Source organism: Peribacillus sp. NPDC096447 (genome assembly GCF_044762725.1).
Classification (GTDB): Bacteria; Bacillota; Bacilli; order Bacillales; family DSM-1321; genus Peribacillus.
In genome coordinates this window covers 38152-62088 of record NZ_JBIWEV010000008.1, presented here as the reverse complement: position 1 = coordinate 62088, position 23937 = coordinate 38152, and the positions used below count along the sequence as shown (strand labels likewise).

At 41.2% G+C, this 23937-nt stretch carries 19 protein-coding genes and 1 pseudogene; 3 read left to right on the top strand and 17 right to left on the bottom strand.

Translation table 11 applies throughout. The features are described from left to right. Nucleotides 1–85: 85 nt before the first annotated feature. The 17 genes and pseudogenes from ACIQZD_RS22975 to pbp4b form a co-directional block, all read right to left on the bottom strand. Nucleotides 86–1564, bottom strand: a complete 1479-nt coding sequence (locus tag ACIQZD_RS22975) for an amino acid permease (RefSeq protein WP_402906704.1) — start codon at nt 1562–1564, stop codon at nt 86–88. A 232-nt stretch (nt 1565–1796) separates the two neighbouring features. Continuing rightward, nucleotides 1797–3242 carry a sigma-54 interaction domain-containing protein gene (locus ACIQZD_RS22970; RefSeq protein ID WP_402906702.1) on the bottom strand — a complete coding sequence of 482 codons (1446 nt, stop codon included), beginning with the start codon at nt 3240–3242 and terminating at the stop codon, nt 1797–1799. Between the two features lie 63 nt (nt 3243–3305). Then, a complete protein-coding gene (locus tag ACIQZD_RS22965; RefSeq protein ID WP_350300992.1) occupies nt 3306–4481 on the bottom strand; it encodes a MalY/PatB family protein in 1176 nt (391 codons plus the stop codon). Nucleotides 4482–4702: 221 nt separating this feature from the next. Continuing rightward, nucleotides 4703–6136: an MBL fold metallo-hydrolase gene (locus ACIQZD_RS22960; RefSeq protein WP_402906699.1), complete on the bottom strand. Its 1434-nt coding sequence runs from the start codon at nt 6134–6136 to the stop codon at nt 4703–4705. Nucleotides 6137–6198: 62 nt separating this feature from the next. Then, a complete protein-coding gene (locus ACIQZD_RS22955; RefSeq protein WP_402906737.1) occupies nt 6199–7398 on the bottom strand; it encodes an FAD/NAD(P)-binding oxidoreductase in 1200 nt (399 codons plus the stop codon). Nucleotides 7399–7440: 42 nt separating this feature from the next. Then, the gene (locus ACIQZD_RS22950; protein ID WP_402906697.1) at nt 7441–7605 is read right to left on the bottom strand and encodes a hypothetical protein; all 165 of its coding nucleotides are present in this window, start codon (nt 7603–7605) and stop codon (nt 7441–7443) included. Between the two features lie 290 nt (nt 7606–7895). Next, nucleotides 7896–8240 carry a thioredoxin family protein gene (locus ACIQZD_RS22945; RefSeq protein WP_096340872.1) on the bottom strand — a complete coding sequence of 115 codons (345 nt, stop codon included), beginning with the start codon at nt 8238–8240 and terminating at the stop codon, nt 7896–7898. Then, nucleotides 8221–8468 (bottom strand): annotated as a pseudogene (locus ACIQZD_RS22940) (NAD(P)/FAD-dependent oxidoreductase); the annotation flags it as partial. The pseudogene ACIQZD_RS22940 and the gene ACIQZD_RS22945, both read right to left, overlap by 20 nt. 927 nt (nt 8469–9395) lie before the next feature. After that, nucleotides 9396–11123 (bottom strand): glycine betaine ABC transporter substrate-binding protein, encoded by a 1728-nt coding sequence (locus ACIQZD_RS22935; RefSeq protein WP_402906695.1) that lies wholly within the window; start codon nt 11121–11123, stop codon nt 9396–9398. A 4-nt stretch (nt 11124–11127) separates the two neighbouring features. Continuing rightward, nucleotides 11128–12333 (bottom strand): quaternary amine ABC transporter ATP-binding protein, encoded by a 1206-nt coding sequence (locus ACIQZD_RS22930; protein ID WP_101225643.1) that lies wholly within the window; start codon nt 12331–12333, stop codon nt 11128–11130. A gap of 978 nt (nt 12334–13311) precedes the next feature. Beyond that, nucleotides 13312–14709, bottom strand: a complete 1398-nt coding sequence (locus ACIQZD_RS22925; protein ID WP_402906735.1) for an amino acid permease — start codon at nt 14707–14709, stop codon at nt 13312–13314. Nucleotides 14710–15033: 324 nt separating this feature from the next. After that, nucleotides 15034–16551: a histidine ammonia-lyase gene (gene hutH / locus ACIQZD_RS22920; RefSeq protein WP_402906692.1), complete on the bottom strand. Its 1518-nt coding sequence runs from the start codon at nt 16549–16551 to the stop codon at nt 15034–15036. Between the two features lie 115 nt (nt 16552–16666). Continuing rightward, complete coding sequence (gene hutP, locus ACIQZD_RS22915) at nt 16667–17116, bottom strand: histidine utilization transcription antiterminator HutP (RefSeq protein WP_063235548.1); 450 nt, start codon at nt 17114–17116, stop codon at nt 16667–16669. A 238-nt stretch (nt 17117–17354) separates the two neighbouring features. Continuing rightward, on the bottom strand, nt 17355–17531 hold the full coding sequence (locus tag ACIQZD_RS22910) for an iron chelate uptake ABC transporter family permease subunit (RefSeq protein ID WP_402906689.1): 177 nt from the start codon (nt 17529–17531) through the stop codon (nt 17355–17357). After that, entirely contained in the window at nt 17449–17688 is a 240-nt protein-coding gene (locus ACIQZD_RS26235) for a hypothetical protein (protein WP_483878409.1), read from the bottom strand. Before ACIQZD_RS26235 ends, ACIQZD_RS22910 begins: the two co-directional genes overlap by 83 nt. 25 nt (nt 17689–17713) lie before the next feature. Continuing rightward, nucleotides 17714–17899: an iron chelate uptake ABC transporter family permease subunit gene (locus ACIQZD_RS22905; protein ID WP_402906687.1), complete on the bottom strand. Its 186-nt coding sequence runs from the start codon at nt 17897–17899 to the stop codon at nt 17714–17716. Nucleotides 17900–17954: 55 nt separating this feature from the next. Next, entirely contained in the window at nt 17955–19328 is a 1374-nt protein-coding gene (pbp4b, locus tag ACIQZD_RS22900; RefSeq protein WP_402906733.1) for a penicillin binding protein PBP4B, read from the bottom strand. Nucleotides 19329–19994: 666 nt separating this feature from the next. Between pbp4b and ACIQZD_RS22895 the strand changes: the two genes are divergently transcribed. The 3 genes from ACIQZD_RS22895 to ACIQZD_RS22885 are packed head-to-tail and all read left to right on the top strand — an operon-like array spanning nt 19995 to nt 23891. Continuing rightward, nucleotides 19995–21563, top strand: a complete 1569-nt coding sequence (locus ACIQZD_RS22895) for a spore germination protein (protein ID WP_402906685.1) — start codon at nt 19995–19997, stop codon at nt 21561–21563. 26 nt (nt 21564–21589) lie between these two features. Beyond that, nucleotides 21590–22693 carry a spore germination protein gene (locus tag ACIQZD_RS22890; RefSeq protein WP_402906683.1) on the top strand — a complete coding sequence of 368 codons (1104 nt, stop codon included), beginning with the start codon at nt 21590–21592 and terminating at the stop codon, nt 22691–22693. Further along, a complete protein-coding gene (locus ACIQZD_RS22885) occupies nt 22677–23891 on the top strand; it encodes a Ger(x)C family spore germination protein (protein ID WP_402906681.1) in 1215 nt (404 codons plus the stop codon). Before ACIQZD_RS22890 ends, ACIQZD_RS22885 begins: the two co-directional genes overlap by 17 nt. Nucleotides 23892–23937 lie beyond the last annotated feature (46 nt).

Sequence of the window (23937 nt, the reverse complement as noted above, 5' to 3'; positions counted from 1 at the left end):
CTTTTTTTTTGTAATACTATTAATACGGAATAGAATTTAATTTCCCTTTGAATAAAACGCTTACATTCATCACAAGCCTTCCCTCTTATTCTTTTCGCTCAAAATCACACTCCATCAGAGGAACTATTTTTGTTTTCTTAATGATTTTATAACCAAGCCAGAGAAGCAAGAAAATAGGAAGACCTATATACGTCGCGATAATTTCTGCCCAGCTAATTTGATCTCCATAAAAAAGGGTCTGCCCAAAAATGAAAACCACAAAAAATAACAGCGTGATAAACGGGCCCAGCGGGTACCATTTGGCTTTAAACGGCAATTCATTTAGATCTCTGCCTTGGGCTACATAGGCCTTACGGAAGCGGTAATGACTAACGGCAATCCCGAACCATTTGATAAATCCGGTAAGGGCTGAAGCATTTACCAACCAAATAAAAACTGAACCATTTCCAAAAAGGGAAGCCAAAAAAGAGGCAAGTCCTATAAAAGCAGTTGTACAAAGGGCCCACATGGGAATACCCTTCCTGTTAAGCCGTGCAAAGATTCGTGGTGCCTTTCCTTCTTTCGCCAGTGCCCATAGCATACGTGAAGAAGCATACATTGCTGAATTTGCTGCTGATAAAACAGATGTAAGAAGCACTGCATTCATGACGGAAGCTGCAAATGCCAACCCAGCTCTCTGAAGAACAAGCGTGAAGGGGCTGATAGATACATTTTGAACGCCGGATTTAAGCAGGTTTGGATCCGTATAAGGGATAATCAAACCGATAACAAAAATCGTCAACACGTAGAAAATAAGGATTCGCCAGAAGATTGACCGAATGGCTTTCGGTACGTTTTTCGATGGATTTTCGGTTTCACCGGCTGCCGTCGCAATCACCTCAGTTCCCTGGAATGCAAAGCCCGCGATGAGCACAACACTAAAGATAGATACAAGCCCGCCATGGAAAGGAGCATCTCCTTGGGTAAAGTTACTGAACCCGACCGTATGTCCTCCCATGATTCCAAAAATCATGGCAACCCCAATAACGAGAAATACGATGATCGAGATGACCTTAATACCGGCAAACCAGTATTCACTTTCCCCATATGCCTTGACTGATAAAACATTTAAGATTAGCAACAAACCCAGAAAAAGTGCGCTCCACAAGATAGAAGGTGAGTCCGGAAACCAATACTTCATAATAAGAGTGGAGGCCACCAAATCTGCAGGAACCGTTATCGCGGTTGTATACCAATAGTTCCAACCTAACGCAAAGCCTAACGCGGGATCAATATACTTTGAGGCATAGATGTCAAAAGCCCCCGGGACCGGTAAGAAGGCCGATAGCTCTCCTAAACTATTCATGACAAAATAGACCATGATTCCTACCAGAATATATGCAGCAAGCGCTCCTCCCGGTCCCGCAGTGCTAATCGTCGATCCGCTGGATACAAACAATCCAGTACCAATAGCGCCACCTATAGCCATCATCGTTAAATGTCTGGATTGCAGCTTCCTTTGTAATGATCCTTTTGAATTTCGCTCTTCTAGGGTGTTACTTATCTCTGCTTCTAATTTCCCCATAGTGTATCCCCCTTTTTACTCATAGTTCAAATACTTTGTATGCAAGGCTCATCTGGCTGTTCTTTTGAATAATCTATTTATGATTATTTAGAGAACTTTCAGTAAATTATTAAAATACCTCTACCTTCCGCTTTTGTCCTCACAAAAAACTCAGGCGAGAAATTGATATGAGCACTCTCTCTTTCATTTCGAGTAACTTTAAATGAGTAAAATAGAAATCTTTTAAACGAAGTTAACATAATTGGTATTTTTCCAACTTGCGATAAAGAGTAGACAGGCTAATCTTTAGTTCCCGGGCAATTTGTTCTTTATCATTTCGATATTTTTCAGTCAGAAAATAGTTCTGGATTACTTCTTTTTCATATTCAGAAATCATTTCTTCCAAACTTAACCCTCTACAATCGGCAGAGAGAGGATCATGTTGAAACAGATAGTCAGGTAAATCATGGAATTCGACGATATCTGATTCAGCCATATTGACCATATATTCTACGGCGTTTTCCAACTGACGTATATTCCCCGGCCAATCATAGCGTATAAGCCATTGCTTCAGCATGGGGTCAAGTCTAAGTGGATACCTTTGCATGACCTTACAATGTTTTTGAATGAAATGTTCGAGATACAAAGTGATATCATCACGCCGTTCTCTCAAAGGTTTGGTATGGAGAGGGAGGACATTGAGACGATAATATAAATCTTCGCGAAAGGTACCGTTTCGCACCATTTCCTCTAAGTTTCGGTGAGTGGCTGCAATCACCCGTACATTAATCTCGATTGCTTTTTTTCCACCGATTCTTTCAATCTCTCTTTCTTGTAGAACCCGTAATAACTTTGGCTGCAAGAAAAGCGGCATATCACCAATTTCATCAAGAAAAATGGTTCCTTTATGCGCTAATTCAAATTTCCCCATTTTCCCATTCCGACTCGAGCCGGTAAATGATCCGCCCTCGTAACCAAACAACTCACTTTCCAACAAGCTCTCAGGTATGGCTGCGCAATTTACTGCCACAAATGAATGCATTCGGCGCTTGCTTTCAAAATGAATCGCTTTGGCTAATAATTCCTTTCCCGTACCGCTATCTCCCCTTATCAAAACAGTGGATGGGCTGTTTATAATCCGTCTAGCTTTTTTTATAACATCTTGAAGCCCGGAATCTTTACCAAGAATGTTTTCAAAAGAAATAGCTTTTTGGGGGATCGGTATCTCTTCTTGAATTTTGCAACCCGGTTCTTTATCAGGGTCCAGCATTGCTAATTTATTGACTAACAATGTACTAACATTGCGTAGAAACTGGATCAGATTCTCTGATTCTATAATCATTTTCTCCTTTTGTTCATGGGAAAAACCAATCATGCCGATGACGCCAACTGGTTTGTCTTGCTTTACAATAGGAAACCCGATGGTAGCGAGTTCTTTGCATTGATTTACGAATTTACAACTCCTACACTGCGACTCATCTTTTTTCACATCGTAAACCACTCCCGGCTCCCCTGTTTCCAATATCATTCTGAAAAAGGAGCCTTCCGGAGCCGTTTTGCCAATGAGATCTTTATAGTAGCCAGTTCCGCTAATACGAACGCCCTTTTCATCAAGCACGGTTATATCCAGACCAAGGATTCCTGCTGTGTTCTCAGCGTAATCTTGAATAAACTGCTGCATGCCGATAAAGCCTGCCATATTATCCTCCTCTGCTATTGCGCTTTATGAAATAATAAAATAAATTTATTATAAAATAAATTTCTACGCTTTGCACAAAGAGGAGACAGCTTTTTCAATGCCACCCAGAGCATTTTTCAACATCGAACGTGGACAAGCAATATTGAGCCGCATAAACCCTTCACCTTCCATACCGAAAATCTGCCCTTCATTCATGGCAACCCTTGCTCGGCGCAACATAAATTGATCCATTTCTTCAACTCCCAATTCCCGGCAATCAAGCCATACAAGATATGAGCCTTCAGGCTGGATGACTTTGATTTGCGGGATGTTTTTGCTGAAGTAATTCAGAGTGAACTCCAAATTCTCCTGCAAATATTCAAGGAGCTGATCCAGCCATTCTTCTCCGTGTCGGTAAGCAGCCTCTAACGCAACAACGCCAAATATGTTCGGCGAACCAATAGATAATGTATTCAGTTCTCGATCATACCTATCGCGCAGTTGCTGATTTGGAATAATGATACTTGACGTCTGTACACCCATCAGGTTAAAAGTTTTGCTTGGCGCAATACAGGTAAGAGAATGGTTCGCAAACTCTTCTGATATTGAGGCAAAAGGAATGTGAGTATGGGTCTTATAAACAAAGTCAAAATGAATTTCATCTGCGACAACGAGAATGTTATGCTTCATACAAATCTGTCCCAATCTCGTCAATTCTTCTTTGCTCCATACCCTTCCGATCGGGTTATGAGGACTACACAGAATCAACATTTTTACCGATGAATCTATCTTTGCCTCTAGATCTTCGAAATCTATGGAATAACGCCCATTTTCAAGCTTAAGCGGGTTGTTTACAATTTCACGGCCGTTCGCTTGGACTACACGAGCAAAATGATGGTATACAGGAGGTTGGATAATTATTTTGTCCCCTGTCTGCGTGAAGGACTGAATCGCCAACGATAGGGCTGGAATCACTCCTGGGCTGTGGGTAATCCATTCTTTCTCAATGGACCATCGATGTCTTCTTTTCAGCCAACCAACAATGGATTCCATGTACGAGTCCGGTCTAAGCGTGTAGCCATAAACACCGTGCTCCACACGTTGTTTTAATGCTTCGATGATAGGTTGTGGAGACTGAAAATCCATATCGGCCACCCACATCGGTATAACATCCTTTACGCCAAAATGATTTTCAAGATCATCCCACTTTTCGCAGTCAGTGTTCAGTCGACGGATTTCTTGGTCAAAATTATATTTCATCGAGTATCTCTCCTTCTCATGTTTGCTTGTGTACCTTGCCTCTTTTATATATGCAATTGTCATGCCAACCCATTTCTCTTATAAAATCTCCTTATTTTTATAGAATTCCTTGGTTGAATCCCCTAATACCGCGGTCATTTTTTAAAAACCCTCTCATCATAAGTATTTACACATTTGCAATCATGGTAAAATTTTCGCATGGATGATAAAATTCAAAGATTTCATTTAGCACCTCTAGTGGGTGGCAACTTCTTCTGTTTACTCCATTCTTCATAACCGCCTGCAAGGCTTTGTACTTCTTTAAAACCATGAACTTGTAGTAGGCTTGCAGCGATGGCGGATCTTCCGCCAGTTTTGCAATAAACCAAAATTGGTTTACCATGCGGAATTTTGTGTACCTGTTCCTGCAAATGACCAAGCATCACATGCTTCGCCTGCGGAATATGGCCTTTCTCCCATTCGCCCGTGCTTCGGACATCAAGCACATATATGCTTTCTGTTTGAATTGCGTCATCTATCATGTCCATTGTCACTTCTTCATATTTCATAACACGTGAACCAGATTCGCCAGCCTGCTCAATGATATATGGTTCCATTGTTGCAATGACGCGATCCAATCCAATGGACTGGAGATCATTTATCATATCTGCCACATCAGCATTGCATGCTAGAAGATATATATGCTGGTCATAATCCAACAACCATCCCGCCCAAGTTACAAATGATTTGTTATAAGGGATATTAATTACCCCTCGTATATGCTTGGTGGCAAATTCACTGGCTGGACGCGTATCAATGACAATTCCCTGTTCCGTCCATTCCTGCACAATATCTATTGAAACCTCCATATGATGTGGTGTTGCCATCCTTCGAATTTGCTGCGCTCTCTCTTTATTCAACCGCTTCATCATTGAAAAATAAGGGGGGGCCTCCGGCTGTCCAGCCAACAGCGCTTCTATAAAGCGATCCTCATTATCATATTGCAATGCCCAATTTGTCCGTTTTTCATATCCGATGGTTGACGACGGGATTGCACCTAGCGCTTTTCCACAGGCACTGCCCGCTCCATGCCCTGGCCATACTTGCAGATAGTCTGGAAAGTTTTTAAACTGTTGCAATGACCGAAACATCATGCGTGCCATTTTTTCTGAGGAACCATGTACCCCTACGGCTTTTTCTAATAAGTCGGGACGCCCCACATCACCCACAAATACAAAATCTCCGGTAAATATGCCGAGCGGATCCTTGGTAGATGCACCCCCATCTGTTACGAGCAGCGATATATGTTCAGGTGTGTGTCCTGGTGTATGTACCACCTCAAAATTCATATTTCCAATAGAAAATACATCTCCATTTCTTAGAAAGCAGTGTTCATACCCGGTTGCGTACTCATATTTCCAGTCCGCCCCTCCTTCATCAGACAAATACAATGTGGCCCCAAGCCTTGAAGCTAGCTCCTGTGAACCAGATAAAAAATCCGCGTGGATGTGCGTTTCCGTTACACCCACGATCCGCACACCATGTGCTCTAGCCGTTTTAATATAAGGTTCTATATTACGTGACGGATCAACAATGATCGCTTCGCCAGTAGCCTGACATCCCACAAGGTATGAAGCTTGAGCCAGTTTCTCATCATAAAAATACTTGAGTAGCATAAATCATCCTCCTTTTAAGGGTCTTACTTACTTTTGTTTTGTTATGCCTATCAGAAATGTTATTACATCATACCTTTAAGCATCCCGTTCCAATACATAACGGGAAGCAAGTTTTTCTTCAATACATACATACTGAACCTCTCACGGGATTGATCGATAGGAAAAGTTTCTTGCGGCTTTAAATCATAATTGAATTCAGCCAGTATAAGCCGCCCGTATCCAGTAACAAGTGGACATGATGTATAGCCGTCATATTTATGAACCATTTGTTTGGCACGCATCCGATGAAGTAAATTTTGCACAAGCACGGGCGCTTGTTTGCGAATTGCAGCCCCTGTTTTTGACGTAGGCAAGTTTGTGCAATCCCCTATGCCAAATATATTGTCAAAGTGTTCATGCTGCAGCGTATATTTATCTACATTCAGCCAACCATTACTAGCTGCGAGCGAACTATTCTTGATAATATCCGGGGCGCTCATCGGTGGTACCACATGAATCATGTCATATTGCATATCCACACGCTCTTTTGTGTTCAGATTTTCAAATGTCGCTCGTTTCTTGTCACCATCAATTTCAATGAGATGATGCATAAAACATGTCTCGATTTCTTTTCGTTCAATTATTTTATTTAGTGCCTGTTCATATTTTTTCACATTGAATATGGATGGGCTACCTGAAACAAAAATAACCGAAGATTGCGGGCGAACTCCTGATTTTCTGAAATAATCTTCTGCCAAATACATAATCTTTTGAGGAGCTCCACCGCATTTTACCGGCGTGTTCGGATTGGTAAAAATGGAAGTCCCTCCCTTAAAGTTTCTGATCGCCTCCCAAGTGCTATCAACATAATCATAAGAGTAATTACTACATACCCCATTCTTTCCAATACTCTCTTTTAACCCCTTGATTTCATGCCAGTTAATTTGAATCCCGGCAGCGACAACTAGATATTCGTAGTGCAGTTTCTTTCCGGATGCTGTTACAACAGCATTTTCATCCGGCTGAAATGTGGTAACCGCATCCTGTACCCACACGGCTCCGCTCGGAATAACGGATGCTTCCTCCCTTTGTGTCACAGTTTTGTCAGCTTCGCCAGCTCCCACAAGTGTCCATAATGGCTGATAATAATGTTTCGTCGCAGGGTCAATGATGGCAATGTTTCCGCTCAGAGTGCGAGATTCACGCAGAAGACGGGCTGCAACCGTAATTCCGGCACTGCCCCCTCCTACAATCAAAATTTTGTAATGTGTCTCATTCTTCATATTTGCCATTCTAATCTCCTCATCTCAATTTTATAAAGTAGCTCACCTATCTAACACACCAGCATTAATGATTTGCATGTAAATGGAGACCAACATAACAACACCGGAAAATACATAATGGAGCGTACGCTTCTGTTTGCTTAAGAGCACTGCCAGCCAAGTTCCGACTGTTCCGCCGACAACTCCCCCTCCAACAAATGCGAGCATAATCCCCTAAAGCAAAAAAGTTATATTAAAAGTTATATATTCTTCTCTTCTAGCCCTAAACGCTGTAAAGTTCCTATGCAAAAAATAAGTTGATAAAACCGATGATTTTGAATATATTGCCAATAAATATTGAGTAACTACTAAATATTTATTGGCTTCAGATTGATGCGGGTCTCTGATTAACGTTACAAAGCAGAGCAGCTCTAATTGAGTTTCAGTATTGGATTTGTATGGAGGCGGCACCGAATCTTTTTGGATAGGCGCCCTCCCAATTAAATACTAGTAAATGATTATCTTTTTAATTTTCCACTTTCTTCTACGATTTGATTGAGAAACTGTTCAACCTCTTCCTGGCTTTTTCCGATTTTACTAACAAAGCGATTAAGTTCCTTCCCTTCTTGAAAAGCAATAAAGCTTGGGATTCCATACACATCTAGCTTCTCTAATAGTTCCGGAAAATGGTCTCGATTTACTGCGATCATATCTATTTTTTCTTTATACGCTTCTTCTACAATTGGCATGAATAAATTGGTATTCTGACAGTCTGGGCACCATTCAACATAAAATTTGGCAACAACTGGTTTTGTTGATAAAATTGCCTCGTCAAACTCTTGCTTAGTTTTGATCTCTTTCATAATTACAATCCTCCCTATATTTTGTTCTCAATGTTATACTGATTGTCTCTCCATTACTTGATCCTCTTGCATCAAGATATCTTTCGCAATCCAGAGCAGCCATACAACCACTTCCTGCAGCAGTAATTGCTTGGCCGTATTTATGATCTTGAACATCCCCGCAGGTAAAATACACCAGGAATATTTGTTTGTACCAGGATTCACGATGATATATTCCGTATCGTCCGTAAATTGATCCAGATCCGCCGGGCAAACCAAGTACGAATCCGACAATAGTTCCTGAAACAATGGAGAGGAGCACTTGAATAGTCGTCATTCTCTCTCCTGAGACTCTTACCAACCAAGCTGAATAGTTGGCTATTCAGCTCTCCCTCCTTTCTTGATTTACTCTTATTTATATAAGCAAAAATCATGCCAACTAATTTCCCCTGTAAAACCGCTTGTTTTACACCCCCCACACTTTATAAATTCTCAATTTTGCCACCATTCCTCTTAAAAAGACTTTCTCATCAAGCTTGAAGCCTTCTTAGGAATAGGAACTATTTTTGCACCTGTAATAAAATCAACTTGTATAAAATGGTTCTTTAACATATCGGTTAACAAGAATTTTTATTTTCGCTTCGGTTAACAGAAATAGGATACATAAACAATGTTAATGTGTTACTTCTGATGAAAGAAAAAAATCGCCTTCAATTTATTTAGGCGATTTAACGTTACTGGTATTATAGAATTTAAAACTGGATGTATATACTGCCGTCCTTCAGTTCAGTCCTAAGCCAGGCTCAAAAGAGAGCTTGAAAGGGTCTTACATGAACAGAATTTGCGGCTAACTCTGACGGAAGATTTATTACCGACCTTTACTTCATTTTTTGTTATTTTTCAGCGCAGTTCTTACGCTTCCATACACTACATTTTGTCTTCAAAAAGCATTATTGGGCACCTGCTTTTTGCGTATCACTTGTTAAACCAAATCGCTTACGGAGCTGACGATATGACTAGCCCTCATCCAACTTCAAACAATTGACTTCTCGCATTAATTCTTTGCCCCTTTTTTTGCCATAGAAAAATCCCCTACCAAATAAACTGTTAAGAACATTTTATCATGCTCTCTTTTTTCTCAGTCTACCTGTAGGGGATAATAATTTCCTTTTTTTCTTATTTTAAGTCTTCAATCGAATCAATATCGACGTAATCCGGTACGACCAGACCATTCTTTGTTCCTTTTAAGTTTGGTCCAAGGTTAACCATATCATCTTTATACTTATTATAGTATTCAAGATGTGTCCCCGGTAGCCATGCAGCCACCATTGCGTCTGCACTTCCGTTTGCAACGCCGGCAAACATTGGTCCGACTTCAACTTGACTTAATGTCACGTCATAACCATTTTGCTCCAGAACCTTGCCAATCACATTCGTGCTGGCAATTTCAGTGTCCCATGCAACATAAACCAGTTTGATTTTTTCACCATTTCCTGATTCAGCACCTTTGGTCCATTCGGATACTTTGTCCTGGTTTTCCTTTATCCATTTTTCCGAAGCTTCTGCAGGAGACATCCCTTCAGAAATTTCGACCATTACCTCTTCCATATCTTTTGTTTCCCAGTTGAATTGATCTAGAATTTTATATGCACCTGGTACATCCTGTTCAAGTCCTTTTCTGGCAAGCGAATTGATATTTTCAGCCCCGCCGAAGGACTCATTAGGATCTTCGAGATATTTCAAGTCATATTTCGAGAACATCCAATGCGGCGACCATCCAGTAACAATGATCGGTTCTTTTTTATCAATCGCTTTTTTCAATTCAGCAACCATTGCCGCCGAAGACCCTTCAACCAACTTCCAATCATCCAGCTTATAATCATCTATAGCCGTATTAGTCAACTTCATCAATCCTGCTCCAGGTTCAATTCCGATGATTTCATAATTTGCTTTGGCAGCAAAACTATTTTTATCCCCGTTCACAGCCGTATCTTTTGTAAATGCACTGAATAGTGCAGTACCCACAACTAGTAAGGCAAGTATTGTAAAAATGATTTTCCTGCTAACGATATGTTCGTAAGCTGGTTTACGAAGGTTTTGCGTAATACGATCGAGAATGATTGCAATGATTACGATGGATAATCCTGCTTCAAATCCTTGTCCCACATTAATTTGGCTGACAGCCCTGTAGACATCCGCCCCAAGTCCGGGTGCTCCAACCAATGAGGCTGTAACAACCATGGATAGTGCCAGCATGATGCTTTGGTTGACTCCTGCCATAATCGTTGGAGTAGCCAATGGTATTTGTACCTTGAATAACTTTTGGCTGCTGGTTGAACCAAAGGCATCCGATGCTTCGATCAGATCATTAGGCACTTCTTGAATCCCAAGATTGGTCATACGGATTGTCGGTGCGATTGCGAAAATGAATGACGCAATGATCCCCGGCACTACCCCTATTCCAAAGAATAAGATCGAAGGAATCAAATAAACGAATGCAGGCATTGTTTGCATGAAGTCCAAGATCGGGGTAACGATCTTACGCACCGTGTTATTTTGGGCACACCATATTCCGATCGGTATCCCGATCACTATCGTTAAGACTCCTGACAATATAACGATTGCCAGTGTTTGGATGCTTGATTCCCAATAACCAAGATTATCGATCAATAGTAAGCTGATGAATGTAAATATCCCCAAGGGCCACCTGCTTGTATAGGTAACCAGAAGGGTTAGGACTATAATTAACACGATGGAAGGTCCAGCACTCATTACATCGACCAGGATATCCAGTAGTCCCTCGATCACATTCGTAATAAGTGTAAATAATCCAGCAAATACAATGGTAATCCAATCCACTAAAGAATCAACCCATGCTCCTAGTGGGATTTTCGGCATATTCATTGAATTATTCACTCTCCATTTCATTCAAGGAATCTTTATTTCCGGCCAAAGCACCGATAACGGCACCGCGAAGAAGAATTCCTTTAATTCTGTTCTGATCATCGATGACTGAGATTGGCAAGCTTGAAGTCGCCATCACATCCATGAGGTTTCCAAGTAATTCATCCTCTTTTACAGTTGGGATATCGGTTGTCATCACTTCAGAGATCGATTGGTTATTGCTCATTGCCTGACGTGCCTGTTCAGCAGTCACGGCCCCCAATAACTTCTGCTTCCTATCCACAACGAAAATGCTGGAATACCCTTGTTTGCGCATGATTTCCAAGGCAACCCTCGGGCCTCTGTCCACCGCGATCTTCTCTGGGCGTATCATCACATGAGACGCTGTCAATACTTTTGATAGATCAACATCTTCCACAAACTTCTCTACGAATTCATTGGCTGGATTCATCATGATTTGTTCAGGGGTACCCAATTGAATTACACTTCCATCTTTCATAAGGGCAATTCTATCCCCGATTCTTAATGCTTCATCAAGATCATGGGTAATGAAAATGATCGTTTTTTTGTACTGATCTTGGATTTGAATCAGTTCATCCTGCATATCCTTACGAATTAATGGATCGAGGGCACTGAAGGCTTCATCCATCAGTAGAATATCCGTATCACTGGCGAGTGCCCGGGCTAACCCAACCCTTTGCTGCATACCGCCGCTAAGCTGTGATGGCATCTGATTTTCGTAGCCTTTCAATCCAACGGCCTCAAGAGCCTTCATCGCATTTTCATGACGTTTTGCCGGATCCACTTTTTGAATTTCGAGCCCGAATTCAGCGTTTTCCAATATCGTTTTATGCGGAAATAAAGCAAAGTTCTGAAAGACCATGCTTATTTTCTTTTGTCTGACTTCCCTTAACCGGGCCGCGTTCATCTTCACGATATCTTCATCATCAATTAAGATTTCACCCAAAGTGGGATCGATCAAACGATTGAACATGCGGATCAAAGTGGATTTCCCGCTTCCTGATAGGCCCATGATGACAAAAATCTCGCCGGGATAAATCTCGAAATTAACATTATTCACTCCGACCGTTTGTCCCGTTTCTTTCAAGATTTCTTTTTTCGTTTTGCCTTGCTTCAATAAGTCTGTTGCTGCTTTTGGAGATTTGCCAAAAATTTTCGAGACATTTCTGACTTCTACATACGGCTTCATCAAGTCACCTCATTCTAATAGTTGCCCATATGATATTCAGTTTTGCTGAATTCCCCCGTTTTATGCGAGTGATGATTATTAATGCACAAGTACCTTGAAATAACCGAAAATCTACCCCAATACTTTTTCTTCAAAAAAAGCGAAAGTGACACTTATTCAGTGGCACAGGGCATAACGTGCATAGAAAAATAATCTATATTTATTATTCCCAAGAAGTAATTCTTTACTTGGATTATATTATGTGTGATTAATTGAGCATTTCAGATAGGGAAAAAGAGGTGCAATCACAACTGAGGAAACAAGCAGGCACAACATATACCAACTGTAATATAAACGATTTCCACTTAGAGTTTTGTCCAGATGGACTTACGACTACCCTCTAAAGTACTTCATTTCCTTAACCAGGTGGAATGATACTTGCAGTGCAGTATAACACCAAAACGCATAGAAATATGATTATGGGATTCCCAATGTGTCTAATTTGAGCTTGCAGGGAAAAGAGGTGCAATACAACTGAGGAAACTAACAGGCACAGCATATACCAACTGAAATATAATGGTTTTTTTATTTTAGAGTTTTGTTCAGTCCCAGCACACGGAATGAACCTGTATCTCTAAAGTACTTAATTACCTTAACAAAGAATGAATATAAGTTCAAATGATGTGGAACGGAATTCTTGCCTAAAAAGCCCATTTACGCCACCGATTCTAAAGGTTCCGAAAGACTCTAAAAACCTTGATGTACCAACACTTTGGCTCCCTATAATCATAAACGCCCATCATCCGCCACAAATTTTTTCAGTTTTTTTTAATTTCAAAATGATCCATAAAACGGAAAAAGCGATTTTCAGTCAAAAATAACGGGCAATCTATACTTTTTTTATAGGTTATGTTTTATGCAGACATCCATGGAAATGTGTCACATATACAGAAAAAAACCTTGAAACAACTATTTCATTTCAAGGTCTATCGATACATATTAATTGGCATTCCTATGTTCATCAAAATCAATTTTGCAATCCTTTAGCGGAACTACTTTGGTTTTCTTAATGAACTTATATCCAAGCCACATTACCAGAAAGAATGGGATGCCAAGATAGGCAGCGAACACACTGGCCCAGTTAATTTCATCGCCGATAAAGGCCTGATAGTTTTGCGCAGCTAAAACGAAAAAACAAAGAGCGAAGGAAAATATCGGTCCGAAAGGAAACCATTTTGACTTATAGGGAAGATCGTCCAGTGAATACCCTTGAGCAATATAAGCTTTTCTAAACCGGTAATGGCTCGCCGCTATACCCAGCCAAAATATAAATCCAGTGACTCCAACCGCATTCATTAGCCAAATATAAATAACTCCATCACCGAAAACGGAAGCAAAAAAGGCCAGCATCCCTACAAGTGACGTGATTACCAGTCCCCAAATGGGAACGCCGCGCTTGTTAAGCTTCGCAAAAATACGCGGTGCCAGCCCTTCTTTTGCCATTGAGTACAACATTCGGCTCGTCACGTAAAGACTCGAATTTCCAGCGGATAATACGGCTGTCAAAATGATGGCATTCATCACGGAAGCAGCGAATGCCAGTCCCACTTTTTCAAACACCATCGTAAATGGGCTAACCATGATCGTGTGTCCTTGCAGACTGCCATTCGTATAAGGAACGATCAGTCCAATAACAAGTATGGCCAGGATGTAAAAGAGGAAGATTCTCCAAAAAATGCTGCGAACTGCACGAGGTACATTTTTTGCCGGGTCTTCACTTTCACCGGCTGCAACACCGACTATTTCTGTACCTTGAAAAGAAAATCCAGCAGCAATGAAAATACCCAATGTAGCCAAAAAGCCACCGGCAAACGGAGCGTCACCAACTGTGAAGTTTTTAAAACCAATCGCCTCACCGTTCATAATCCCGAATATCATCAATATTCCGACAACGATAAAAATGATGATGGTTGCCACTTTAATGAGGGAAAACCAATATTCCCCTTCGCCATACCCTTTAACGGATACGTAATTCAATAAGAATATCAAAACTAAAAACAAAGAACTCCATAAAAAAGACGAGCTGTCAGGAAACCAAAACTTCATTACCATCGTTGCGGCAGATAGTTCCGCGGCAAGTGTCATCGCCCAAGTGAACCAATAGTTCCAACCAAGCGCAAACCCTAATGCCGGGTCGATGAAACGCGTAGCATAGGTACTGAAAGCTCCGCTGACTGGCATAAATGATGCCAGTTCCCCGAGGCTTGTCATGATAAAATAAACCATTATACCTATTACTGCGTAAGCGACCAAAGCACCGCCAGGTCCTGCAGAGTGAATGGCCGGCCCGCTCCCGAGAAACAGCCCTGTACCAATTGCACCGCCTAGGGATATCATCGTAAGGTGGCGCGCTTTCAGCTTCCTTTGTAAAGTATTTGACGGCTGGTTTTTTTCATTTATGACAGGTGGTTGCAATTGCCGATTTTCCAAATTAGATTCCCCTCCAAAAATGCATTTTTAATCTAGCATGAATAGGTAAAGCCGATCATTCCATCAATAGTCATTTCCTGCATTTATTACTATATCAAGGTCATTTTCTCTAATGCTGAGACCTTTTTGGATTTCTGGGATCTATGTAGCATTTACATAACGATGTTAGGCTTAAAACCCAGGTCAAAGGGCTATAAGCCTAACGTTCATTCGGATATTCCGCACTTCATATTATGTTGTAGGTAAACTTCTATGAATAAATGAATTCCAATCGATTTGATGTAACCAGCTTGCCGTTGCTTCAATATCTTTAGAAAAGATACGATCTTGTGTAATGCTTGGAATGAGCTTTCTTGCTTCCGTATAAAACTCTTTTGTAAACGGAGCCATCTTTTCTGTTCCGCGGTATTCCACCGCCTGTAAGGCACAAATAAGCTCAATCGCCAAAACCCGGCGTACGTTCTGAATGATTTGATGTGCGTGTCGGGACCCAATCGTTCCCATGCTTACATGATCTTCCTGGTTTGCAGAAGATGGAATGGAATCAACACTTGCAGGATGTGCGAGTGTTTTATTCTCAGAAACTAGTGAAGCAGCACAATATTGCATGATCATCGCTCCCGACTGCAAGCCAGGTGACGGACTTAAGAATGGCGGTAAATCATTCAGCTGAGGATTGACGAGTCGCTCAATTCGGCGCTCTGAAATGTTCGCAAGCTCGGCTACAGCAATTTTCATGAAGTCCATCGCAAATGCAATCGGCTGGCCATGGAAGTTCCCCCCTGAAATAACCTTTTCCCCATCGTCAAAAATAAGCGGATTATCCGTCGCAGCATTCATTTCGATTTCCAGTTTTTCTTTTACATAATCAAGTGTTTGCCATGATGCCCCATGCACTTGCGGAATGCAGCGGAGCGAATAAGCATCCTGTACCCGCAGTTCTCCTTGCTTGGTGATGAGCTGGCTGCCGCTGATCATGCGACGAATCCGTTCCGCGACCTCTGTTTGCTGGCGGTAGCCTCGTGCTAGATGAACATCGGCATCAAAGGCATCTTCTATGCCGCGTAAACCTTCTAACGTCAGTGAAGCGATCGCTTCAGTTTGATGGGCCAGCTGTTCGGCTTCAATGTAATTGACGAGGCCCATCCCAGTCATGGCCTGTGTTCCGTTAATTAATGCAAGACCTTCTTTTGCTTTAAGTGTCAGAGGAAGAATCCCTTCTTTCGATAAAGCTACGATGGCCTCCATTCGCTCTCCTTTATAAAACACTTCCCCTTCTCCCATTAATACTAGCGCCAAATGGGAAAGCGGCGCCAAGTCCCCGCTTGCTCCAAGAGAACCTTGCTGAGGGATGACCGGATGGATATGGGCATTCAAAAGATCGATCAAACGTTCAATGACGACAGGACGCACGCCGGAAAACCCTTTTAATAGCGCATTGGCACGGAGAAGGACCATAGCTCTCGAAACGACCTCAGGAAACGGCTCCCCGACTCCGCAAGCATGGGAATGAATCAAATTCCACTGTAGCTGCTCTGCGTCCTCTGCATCAATCAATACATCGCTGAATTTTCCAAAACCTGTTGTGATGCCATAGATGACTTTCTTTTGTTTCACAATATTTTCAACCGCTTCCCGGCTCTTTTCAACTTTCTTGACACTCTCGGCAGAAGCCGTGACAAATGCCTCCCCATACAACACTTTTTTCGCTTCTTCAATCGTTAAAGTTTGACCCGTTAACATAATCATTTCCTGCACCCCTATTCTTTTTTTAAACACACAAAAGGAGGCCATATTGACAGACTTATCCAGTCTTTCAATACAGCCCCCTATTTCACTAAAATAACTATAGGCTTTTAATTATTTAAATGTGGTTAATTCCCAAGCCAACGGCTTCATGTTCAAATCCCCGAACCGGTGCTCCAATCGTTCCATACACGGCGACAGCAATCCATTCACCTTCGTCCCCGCTTTTAAACGGCCTGCCCCGAACGATTGCAAACCGAAGGCCCGCAGTCCTCAAAAGGCCGCCAAGCTCGACTTGGCCGCGTGTCACTCCTTGGAGTGCTTCGATGATCGCATGATACAACGCATGCATTTCACGATACATATCGGGATTAACTAATCCAAGTCTTTTCGCTGATGTCTCAATGGCCGCAACTATTTTCTGCAGCTCCATTGAACCGACTTTACCTTTTCCATAAAGCCAATCCATCCGCTTTAGATCATTTGTCAATATGACTTCTTCCTCTTCGTCCGCAAACGCGTACATGATTGCATGGCGCCCGATTCTTCTGTCGAATTCCTTTGTCATGCAGGTACCTCTTTTACAATTTTCTAAATACACTAATAACTAAGTATCATTGTAAGCGGATACAAGCTGTTCGGTCAATATATTTTTTAAAATAGTTCTTTTAGGGGATTAATCATCACTCCCGAAAGCCGCTTTCTGTCCGTACAGTTCTCCATCAATATTCTTTGAAAACTGCAAAAAAGCCCATCTCATAAACGTCCTGAAAATGGGCGAAACTTTTTACACTTCTTCATATTGATTAAATGTTTTTCACGAGTAAATAGATAAAATACGGCGCTCCTAAAATCGAAACGATAATCCCCACTGGCAATTCCATTGGGGTCATGATGACCCTACCTAAAGTATCGGCAGATAACAGCAATAAGGAACCTAGGATTGCAGTAAGTGGCAGTAGTTTTGCATGTCTTGCCCCCACTAATCTCCTGGCTATATTCGATGCATTCAGGCCTAAAAACGTAATGCCTCCGCTCCACCAAAACGCATACACCTGCCAATGCGACTGAAATCAGCAATAAAAGCCTGCGTACCTTTTCTATCTGTACACCATCTCCAATGGCAATCGAGTCACCCAAGCGCAAAACATCCAATACTTTAGATTTATAAATCCGCTAAAGGTATCAATACGACCAACCAAGGTAATAACGCCCATACAAAAGTCCAATTCGTCCCCCAGATCGTCCCGGATAACCAGATTAATGCCTTCATGAAATTGTTCGGTTCCATTTTCATCTGAAAGATGACCAGGCCAGCACCGAATGCTGCATTAATTCCTATGCCTACCAATAAAAGGCCTCCCGACATTAATGGGAGGCCTTAAACTTTATGGGAAAATATACATTCACTCATTCGTTTCCAATGCTTCATAAATAGCAGTTACAACACTTCCATAGCTTCCTGTTTTGAAAAGGTCGCCAAAGAACTGATTGGAATTGGCTACAGGGTTAACGAGCGGAGAGTGTTTTTTATTTGTAAGCAAAACAATCCCTAAATCCATTTCCGGATCAATGATCGTGACCGTACCAGTCCATCCAGTATGACCGTAGGCACTGTCGCTTGCATGAGGACTGAACATCCACTCCATGCTTGCATCGCCATTTCGTCTCCACCCAAGCCCATATGTAGGATTCATCTCGGAAGGTGCGACGAATTCATCGATGGTTTCTTGATCAAACAAAGTATGTTTACCGTATCCCCCGCCATTAAGCATCACCTGCAGAAGGACAGCCATATCTTCCGTATTGGAGAAAAGACCGGCATGCCCTGAAACGCCTCCCATCGAATAAAAGGCTTTTTCATCATGTACTTCCCCTTGAAGTGTGTATGTGCGAATGTTAGGGAAGTCTATCACGCCATCCCGGGTGTTGCCAAGCAATTCAGTTGCGGCAAAATCCTTTGGCTTAAAGCCCTTTTGAAGAGGGTTGAACTTTGTATTTTTCAAACCAAGCGGCTTGTACAATTCATTTTCAACATAGGCATCAAGCTGCTGACCCGTTATTTCTTCAACAATGGCACCAAGCAGCATATAATCGACATCACTGTATACATTCTGTGTTCCAGGTTCATATGTGAGCGGTGTTTTGGAAATGAACTCGATGGTCTTGTCCCGCTCCTGGGAATAAAGTTCTTTCGAAACCTTTGGATTATGGTATTGCGGATCGGGTCTAAAACCTGCTGTATGATGAAGAACATCTATGATCCTCAGGTTATCCTTTCCTTTGATCACATCCTCCTCCGTGTCTTTGAATTCAGGAATGTATTGCCGGACTCTTGCCTGGATATTCAGCTTGCCTTCGCTGACTAATTTCTGAATGGCAAAATTGGTTGCATACATCTTCGTGTTTGAAGCAAGGTCAAACAACGTGTCGCTTTCCATTTTTCGAAACTTCTTTAGAGGTGTATGTTCATCATATTTCTGTTTGTACCCGTAGCTTTCATTTTTAACGATTTTTCCATCCTTTATGACAATCAGGGCTGCACCAGGAAAACCGGCTGCCACTTCCATTTCAATAAGCTGATCCACCTTTTCCAGCTTTTCAGACGAAAAGCCCGCTTCTTCCGGTTTTTTTGCTTTCTTTAATATTGGATACTGGCTGGCAGTCTCCTTACTCACAGCGGCTTCATGATTTGAATTTTCATTAGCAAAAGACACGGATGGTGCTAATAAGGAAAGTACCAGAATTGAACTCAGTGTGCAGCTTGTCCATATATTCATCATTTTCCACCCCTTTGAAATCACTTTAGAAAATAAAGAACAACTTTACCGAAAGATAATAATCTCATTCATTCCGTTCTTTTTTCACAAGGCATCACAATCCGATAAAGCGCTAATCGTGTATGTTCCGGTTGCGATTGGGCTATCTTATTCTCAAGTTGATAAATGCGGATATTTCCCAAAAGCGGATAATATTTACAAATAATTCTCAATTTTCAGTATATGTTATTTCGAGCATCATTTCAATTTGATATTGATATTTTTAAAATTATATTTCAAATCGTGAGCATAAGTCATCCTCAGTTCAAAGAAGAAAAACCAATGTTTATTAAAGCTCACTATAATCAATGAATCATTCGGATAAGTCGATGATATCAAAATCACTTTCCCGCTTAGCTAATGCAAAGTATAAATGATGGCAAATACGGCTAATGGCTTTTTAACTTCATTGCATAAGAAACATAGAAGATATAAATACTATTTGAGAAATAAAGGAATTTTGGCTGCTAACTGAGACAAGTATAGGGTGATGAAAATGTGGAAAACGATTGTTTCCTACCTTCCAGAATGGCAGGTTTTTATACAAGCTTTCATTGTGTTTGTTATTCCGTATTTAATCTCCAAATTGTTTAATCGGCTTCGCAACTCAAAGGATGAGTGATGAAAATGAAAGAGTGGATATCAAAGATCGGTAAAAAAGGAAAAGGTACCGATAAAGACAAACAACAAGCAAATACCTCCCAAGATACAACGTATCAGTTTACAGATAATTTTAATTTAAATCTAGAAATGGTTAGGCAAGAAATTGGCCATAATTGGGATGTTCATTTTCGGGAATTTAATCTAGGGCGTACCGGTATACGGTCAGTTATCATTTTTGTGGATGGACTATCGGATAAAGATCTTATTGATAAACATATTATGCCATCATTGATGGTTGATTTTTCAGCAGAATATAAACAGGACCTTCCCTACCTCAAAGGAAGCATTTCAAAAGAATTTATAAAAAATGAAGTGTTATCCATTAGTGAAATTGAAGCTGTTCGTTCCATTAAAGAGTTAGCATCTAAAGTGCTCACAGGTTCTACCGCCCTTTTAATTGATGGATCATTGGATTCGCTGATCCTTGGAACTACAAAACTTAAAACAAGGACGATTGAAGAGCCGGTATCAGAGGCATTAGTCAGAGGTCCACGGGTCGGTTTCACTGAATCATTGAGTGACAATACCTCTTTTTTAAGAGGTAGCGGTGAAAATGAGAATTTATCGTTAGTAAAATTCCAAGTAGGAAAGCGTTCGAAAAAAGACTTGGTAGTCGCATACATAAAAGATATTGTTGATCCCGAATTAGTTCAAGAGGTGGAAAATCGAATTAAGAGAATTGATATTGATAGTGTGCCGGAATCGGGTTATGTAGAGCAACTTATCGAAGATAATTACCTAAGTCCTTTTCCACAGGTACAGAATACAGAGCGCCCTGATCGCGTGATCGCTGCGTTGATGGAAGGCCGAGTGGCCATCTTATTAGACGGGACGCCATTCGCTTTGATCGTTCCAGTTACATTAAGCATGATGTTGCAGTCACCGGAAGATTATTATGAAAGGTGGATTCCTGGCACATTCATACGTATGCTTCGTTACCTCGCAGCTATTCTGGCTCTCTTTACACCGTCTTTGTATATAGCTTTCATCTCATTTCATTCAGGGTTGATTCCGACCAAACTGGCCATCTCCATTATAGGAACCAGGTCCGGGGTTCCGTTTCCGGCACTTATCGAAGCATTATTCATGGAAATAGCCATCGAAATTTTGCGGGAAGCAGGACTGAGATTGCCTAAGCCAATCGGTCCCGCAATGGGTATCGTCGGCGGTTTAATCATTGGGGAAGCTGCTGTACAGGCAGGGATTGTTAGCCCTGTTTTGGTGATTGTAGTAGCCTTAACCGCCATTTCATCATTTTCCATTCCGCACTATAGTATTGGGATTACATTACGGATTCTGCGTTTTCCAGCTATGATTTGTGCTGCCACATTTGGATTATACGGGGTCATTCTCTTTTTTCTTTTAATGGCCAGCCATTTAGTTAAATTAAAAAGCTTTGGTGTACCCTATTTGAGTCCAGCCGTTCCTTATCGCTTAAGTGAATGGAAAGACCTGATGGTCCGCATGCCGCTTATGATGATGAAACGCCGTCCAAAGATGATGCATACAAAAAACCCCATGCGTAAAGGATAACCTATCGGTGAAAGGGTGGTTAAAGAATGATTCTTAGTCCGAAAGACAAAATTACAACTCCTCAAGCAGCTGTCATTGTCATCAACTTCATACTTGGTACAGGATTACTCACCCTACCCAGATCATCTGCGGAAAAGGTACAAACACCAGATGTATGGTTAAGCGTTATTTTAGGCGGAGTTATCGCGATAATCGCGGGGGTGATCATGGTCAAATTAAGCCAACGGTTTCCCGAAAAAACCTTTTATCAATACATCAATGATATTGTTGGAAAATGGGTGGGTGGGTTACTCAGTTTAGTTATAATCTGTTATTTCCTTACGACATCCGGATTTCAGCTCCGTTCTATGGCCGAGGTTATAAGGTATTTACTTCTTGAAGGTACGCCTAACTGGGCAATTATGATGATTTTCATGTGGGTGGGCCTCTATCTGATCATCGGCGGCATTAACCCGATTGCCCGTCTTTTTGAAATTATATTACCTTTGACAGTTATCCTTTTTTTGGTTGTTGCTTTCATGAGCTTTAAAATATTCGAGATCGATAATCTGCGTCCGGTATTAGGAGAAGGAGTTATCCCTGTACTTAAAGGAGTAAAAACAACGGCTCTCGCTTTTACAGGGTCTGAAATCATGTTAGTGCTTATTCCGTTTATGAACTCGCCAAAAAAAGCAGTAAAAGCCGTTCTTGTTGGAGTTTCCATTCCATTGATTTTTTACGTGATAACGGTCGTTATGGTTATCGGGGCATTATCTATTGATGGAGTGGTCACGAGAACATGGCCGACACTTGATCTTATCCGAAGTTTTGAAATCGCCGGGTTGATCTTTGAACGGTTTGAATCTTTATTGCTCGTAGTTTGGATCATGCAAATATTTGCCACGTTTTCAATCACCTACTATGCAGCTGCTTTAGGGCTGGCACAACTTTCGAAAAAGAGCATTCACCCATTCATGTTTGGCTTGCTTCCAATTCTCTACATCATTGCCATGCTTCCAAAAAATATCAATGACCTATTTAAGCAAGGAGATTTCGTCGGCAATATTGCATTGTTTTTATTTGGTTTACTCCCGCTTCTTCTGCTTATTATCTCAAGAGTAAAGGGAGGAAAATATGAAACAAACACATAAAAATATACGGCCTCTCTTCGTTTCCCTCTCCGTTCTTTTGTTCTTATCCCTTACAGGATGCTGGAGCAGTCATGAAATTGAAGAGCAAAGTTTAGGTATAGCTATGGCATTCGATAAAGGCAAGAAGTCCTTCATTGAGAAAGAGTTATATGAACAAGGGGAGGGATATTTGAGAAAAGACCTGATTACTTCAACCTATCAACTTATCACTCCACAAGTAGCAAGTTCAACAACGAAACAAGCCGGGCCACAACAAAAATCTTATCTGAATATTACTGAAACGGGAGATTCTATCCTTCAGATGACTCGTGAATTATCATTGAGAAGCGAACAACCTTTAACTGCTCACCATATGAAAGTGATTGTTATCAGTGATAAGCTTGCAAAATCACAGGGTTTGGAAAAATTACTTGATCTTAATTTTCGGGATAATGACTTTAGACCAAGCTGTATTGTGCTCATCAGTAATGGAAGAGCAAGCAATACACTGGAAACAAAGAAAGCAGGAGAAATTCCAGCGTTTCGTCTGGTTGGCATTGTAGAAAATGCCTTTCGAACAACGAGAATTTTACCTCCTATGTCACTTATTAAAATAGAGAGCAAGCTCAATTCAGAATCAAGTTTTCTTTTGCAAAATGTACTATCAGTGAAAGGGGAAGTCAAATTTGCCGGAGCTGCCGTAATCAAAGGAAAGACACACAAAATGACTGGTACTTTGAATGAAGAGGAACTGGAGGGCGTAACTTGGATAACAGGCAAGGGAAAAGGCGGTGTGGTAAAAAGCTTTGATAAAGAAACCGGCCAACTGATCGTGTATGAGATAGATTCCATGAAAAGCACTATCATACCACGAGTTAAAGGAGACAGCATCTCTTTTGATGTAAACATAGAATCAGTGGGAAGACTGTCTGAAAACTGGGTAGTTCCAGGAGATACTTTTAAAAATGAATTTCTCAAAAAAGCAGAAAAATCTTCTGAAAAAGAAGTGAAACGCCTGGTGGGGAATGTTTTAGAAAAAATGCAAAAAGAATACAAAGTGGACGTCGCTGGTTTTGGAAATCGCTTGAGAATTGAGCACCCCAAAGTATGGAATAAGGTCAAAAAGGATTGGGACCAAACATTTAGTGAAACTCCGATCAACTACGATGTAAAAATAACTATTAATGATTATGGAACATCAGGAGGATCAAAGAAGTGAATCCTCAGGATAAACACCTAGAGCCCCCAGGCATTAAAAGCTGAAA

Excerpts from the sequence above, each read along its gene's own strand:
- ACIQZD_RS22975 (WP_402906704.1), bottom strand. The coding sequence starts at position 1,564 with ATGGGGAAATTAGAAGCAGAGATAAGTAACACCCTAGAAGAGCGAAAT.
- ACIQZD_RS22970 (WP_402906702.1), bottom strand. The coding sequence starts at position 3,242 with ATGGCAGGCTTTATCGGCATGCAGCAGTTTATTCAAGATTACGCTGAG.
- ACIQZD_RS22965 (WP_350300992.1), bottom strand. The coding sequence starts at position 4,481 with ATGAAATATAATTTTGACCAAGAAATCCGTCGACTGAACACTGACTGC.
- ACIQZD_RS22960 (WP_402906699.1), bottom strand. The coding sequence starts at position 6,136 with ATGCTACTCAAGTATTTTTATGATGAGAAACTGGCTCAAGCTTCATAC.
- ACIQZD_RS22955 (WP_402906737.1), bottom strand. The coding sequence starts at position 7,398 with ATGAAGAATGAGACACATTACAAAATTTTGATTGTAGGAGGGGGCAGT.
- ACIQZD_RS22950 (WP_402906697.1), bottom strand. The coding sequence starts at position 7,605 with ATGCTCGCATTTGTTGGAGGGGGAGTTGTCGGCGGAACAGTCGGAACT.
- ACIQZD_RS22945 (WP_096340872.1), bottom strand. The coding sequence starts at position 8,240 with ATGAAAGAGATCAAAACTAAGCAAGAGTTTGACGAGGCAATTTTATCA.
- ACIQZD_RS22935 (WP_402906695.1), bottom strand. The coding sequence starts at position 11,123 with ATGAATATGCCGAAAATCCCACTAGGAGCATGGGTTGATTCTTTAGTG.
- ACIQZD_RS22930 (WP_101225643.1), bottom strand. The coding sequence starts at position 12,333 with ATGAAGCCGTATGTAGAAGTCAGAAATGTCTCGAAAATTTTTGGCAAA.
- ACIQZD_RS22925 (WP_402906735.1), bottom strand. The coding sequence starts at position 14,709 with ATGATATCCCTAGGCGGTGCAATTGGTACAGGGCTGTTTCTCGGGAGC.
- hutH (WP_402906692.1), bottom strand. The coding sequence starts at position 16,551 with ATGATTATGTTAACGGGTCAAACTTTAACGATTGAAGAAGCGAAAAAA.
- hutP (WP_063235548.1), bottom strand. The coding sequence starts at position 17,116 with ATGACAAAGGAATTCGACAGAAGAATCGGGCGCCATGCAATCATGTAC.
- pbp4b (WP_402906733.1), bottom strand. The coding sequence starts at position 19,328 with ATGAATATATGGACAAGCTGCACACTGAGTTCAATTCTGGTACTTTCC.
- ACIQZD_RS22895 (WP_402906685.1), top strand. The coding sequence starts at position 19,995 with ATGAAAGAGTGGATATCAAAGATCGGTAAAAAAGGAAAAGGTACCGAT.
- ACIQZD_RS22890 (WP_402906683.1), top strand. The coding sequence starts at position 21,590 with ATGATTCTTAGTCCGAAAGACAAAATTACAACTCCTCAAGCAGCTGTC.
- ACIQZD_RS22885 (WP_402906681.1), top strand. The coding sequence starts at position 22,677 with ATGAAACAAACACATAAAAATATACGGCCTCTCTTCGTTTCCCTCTCC.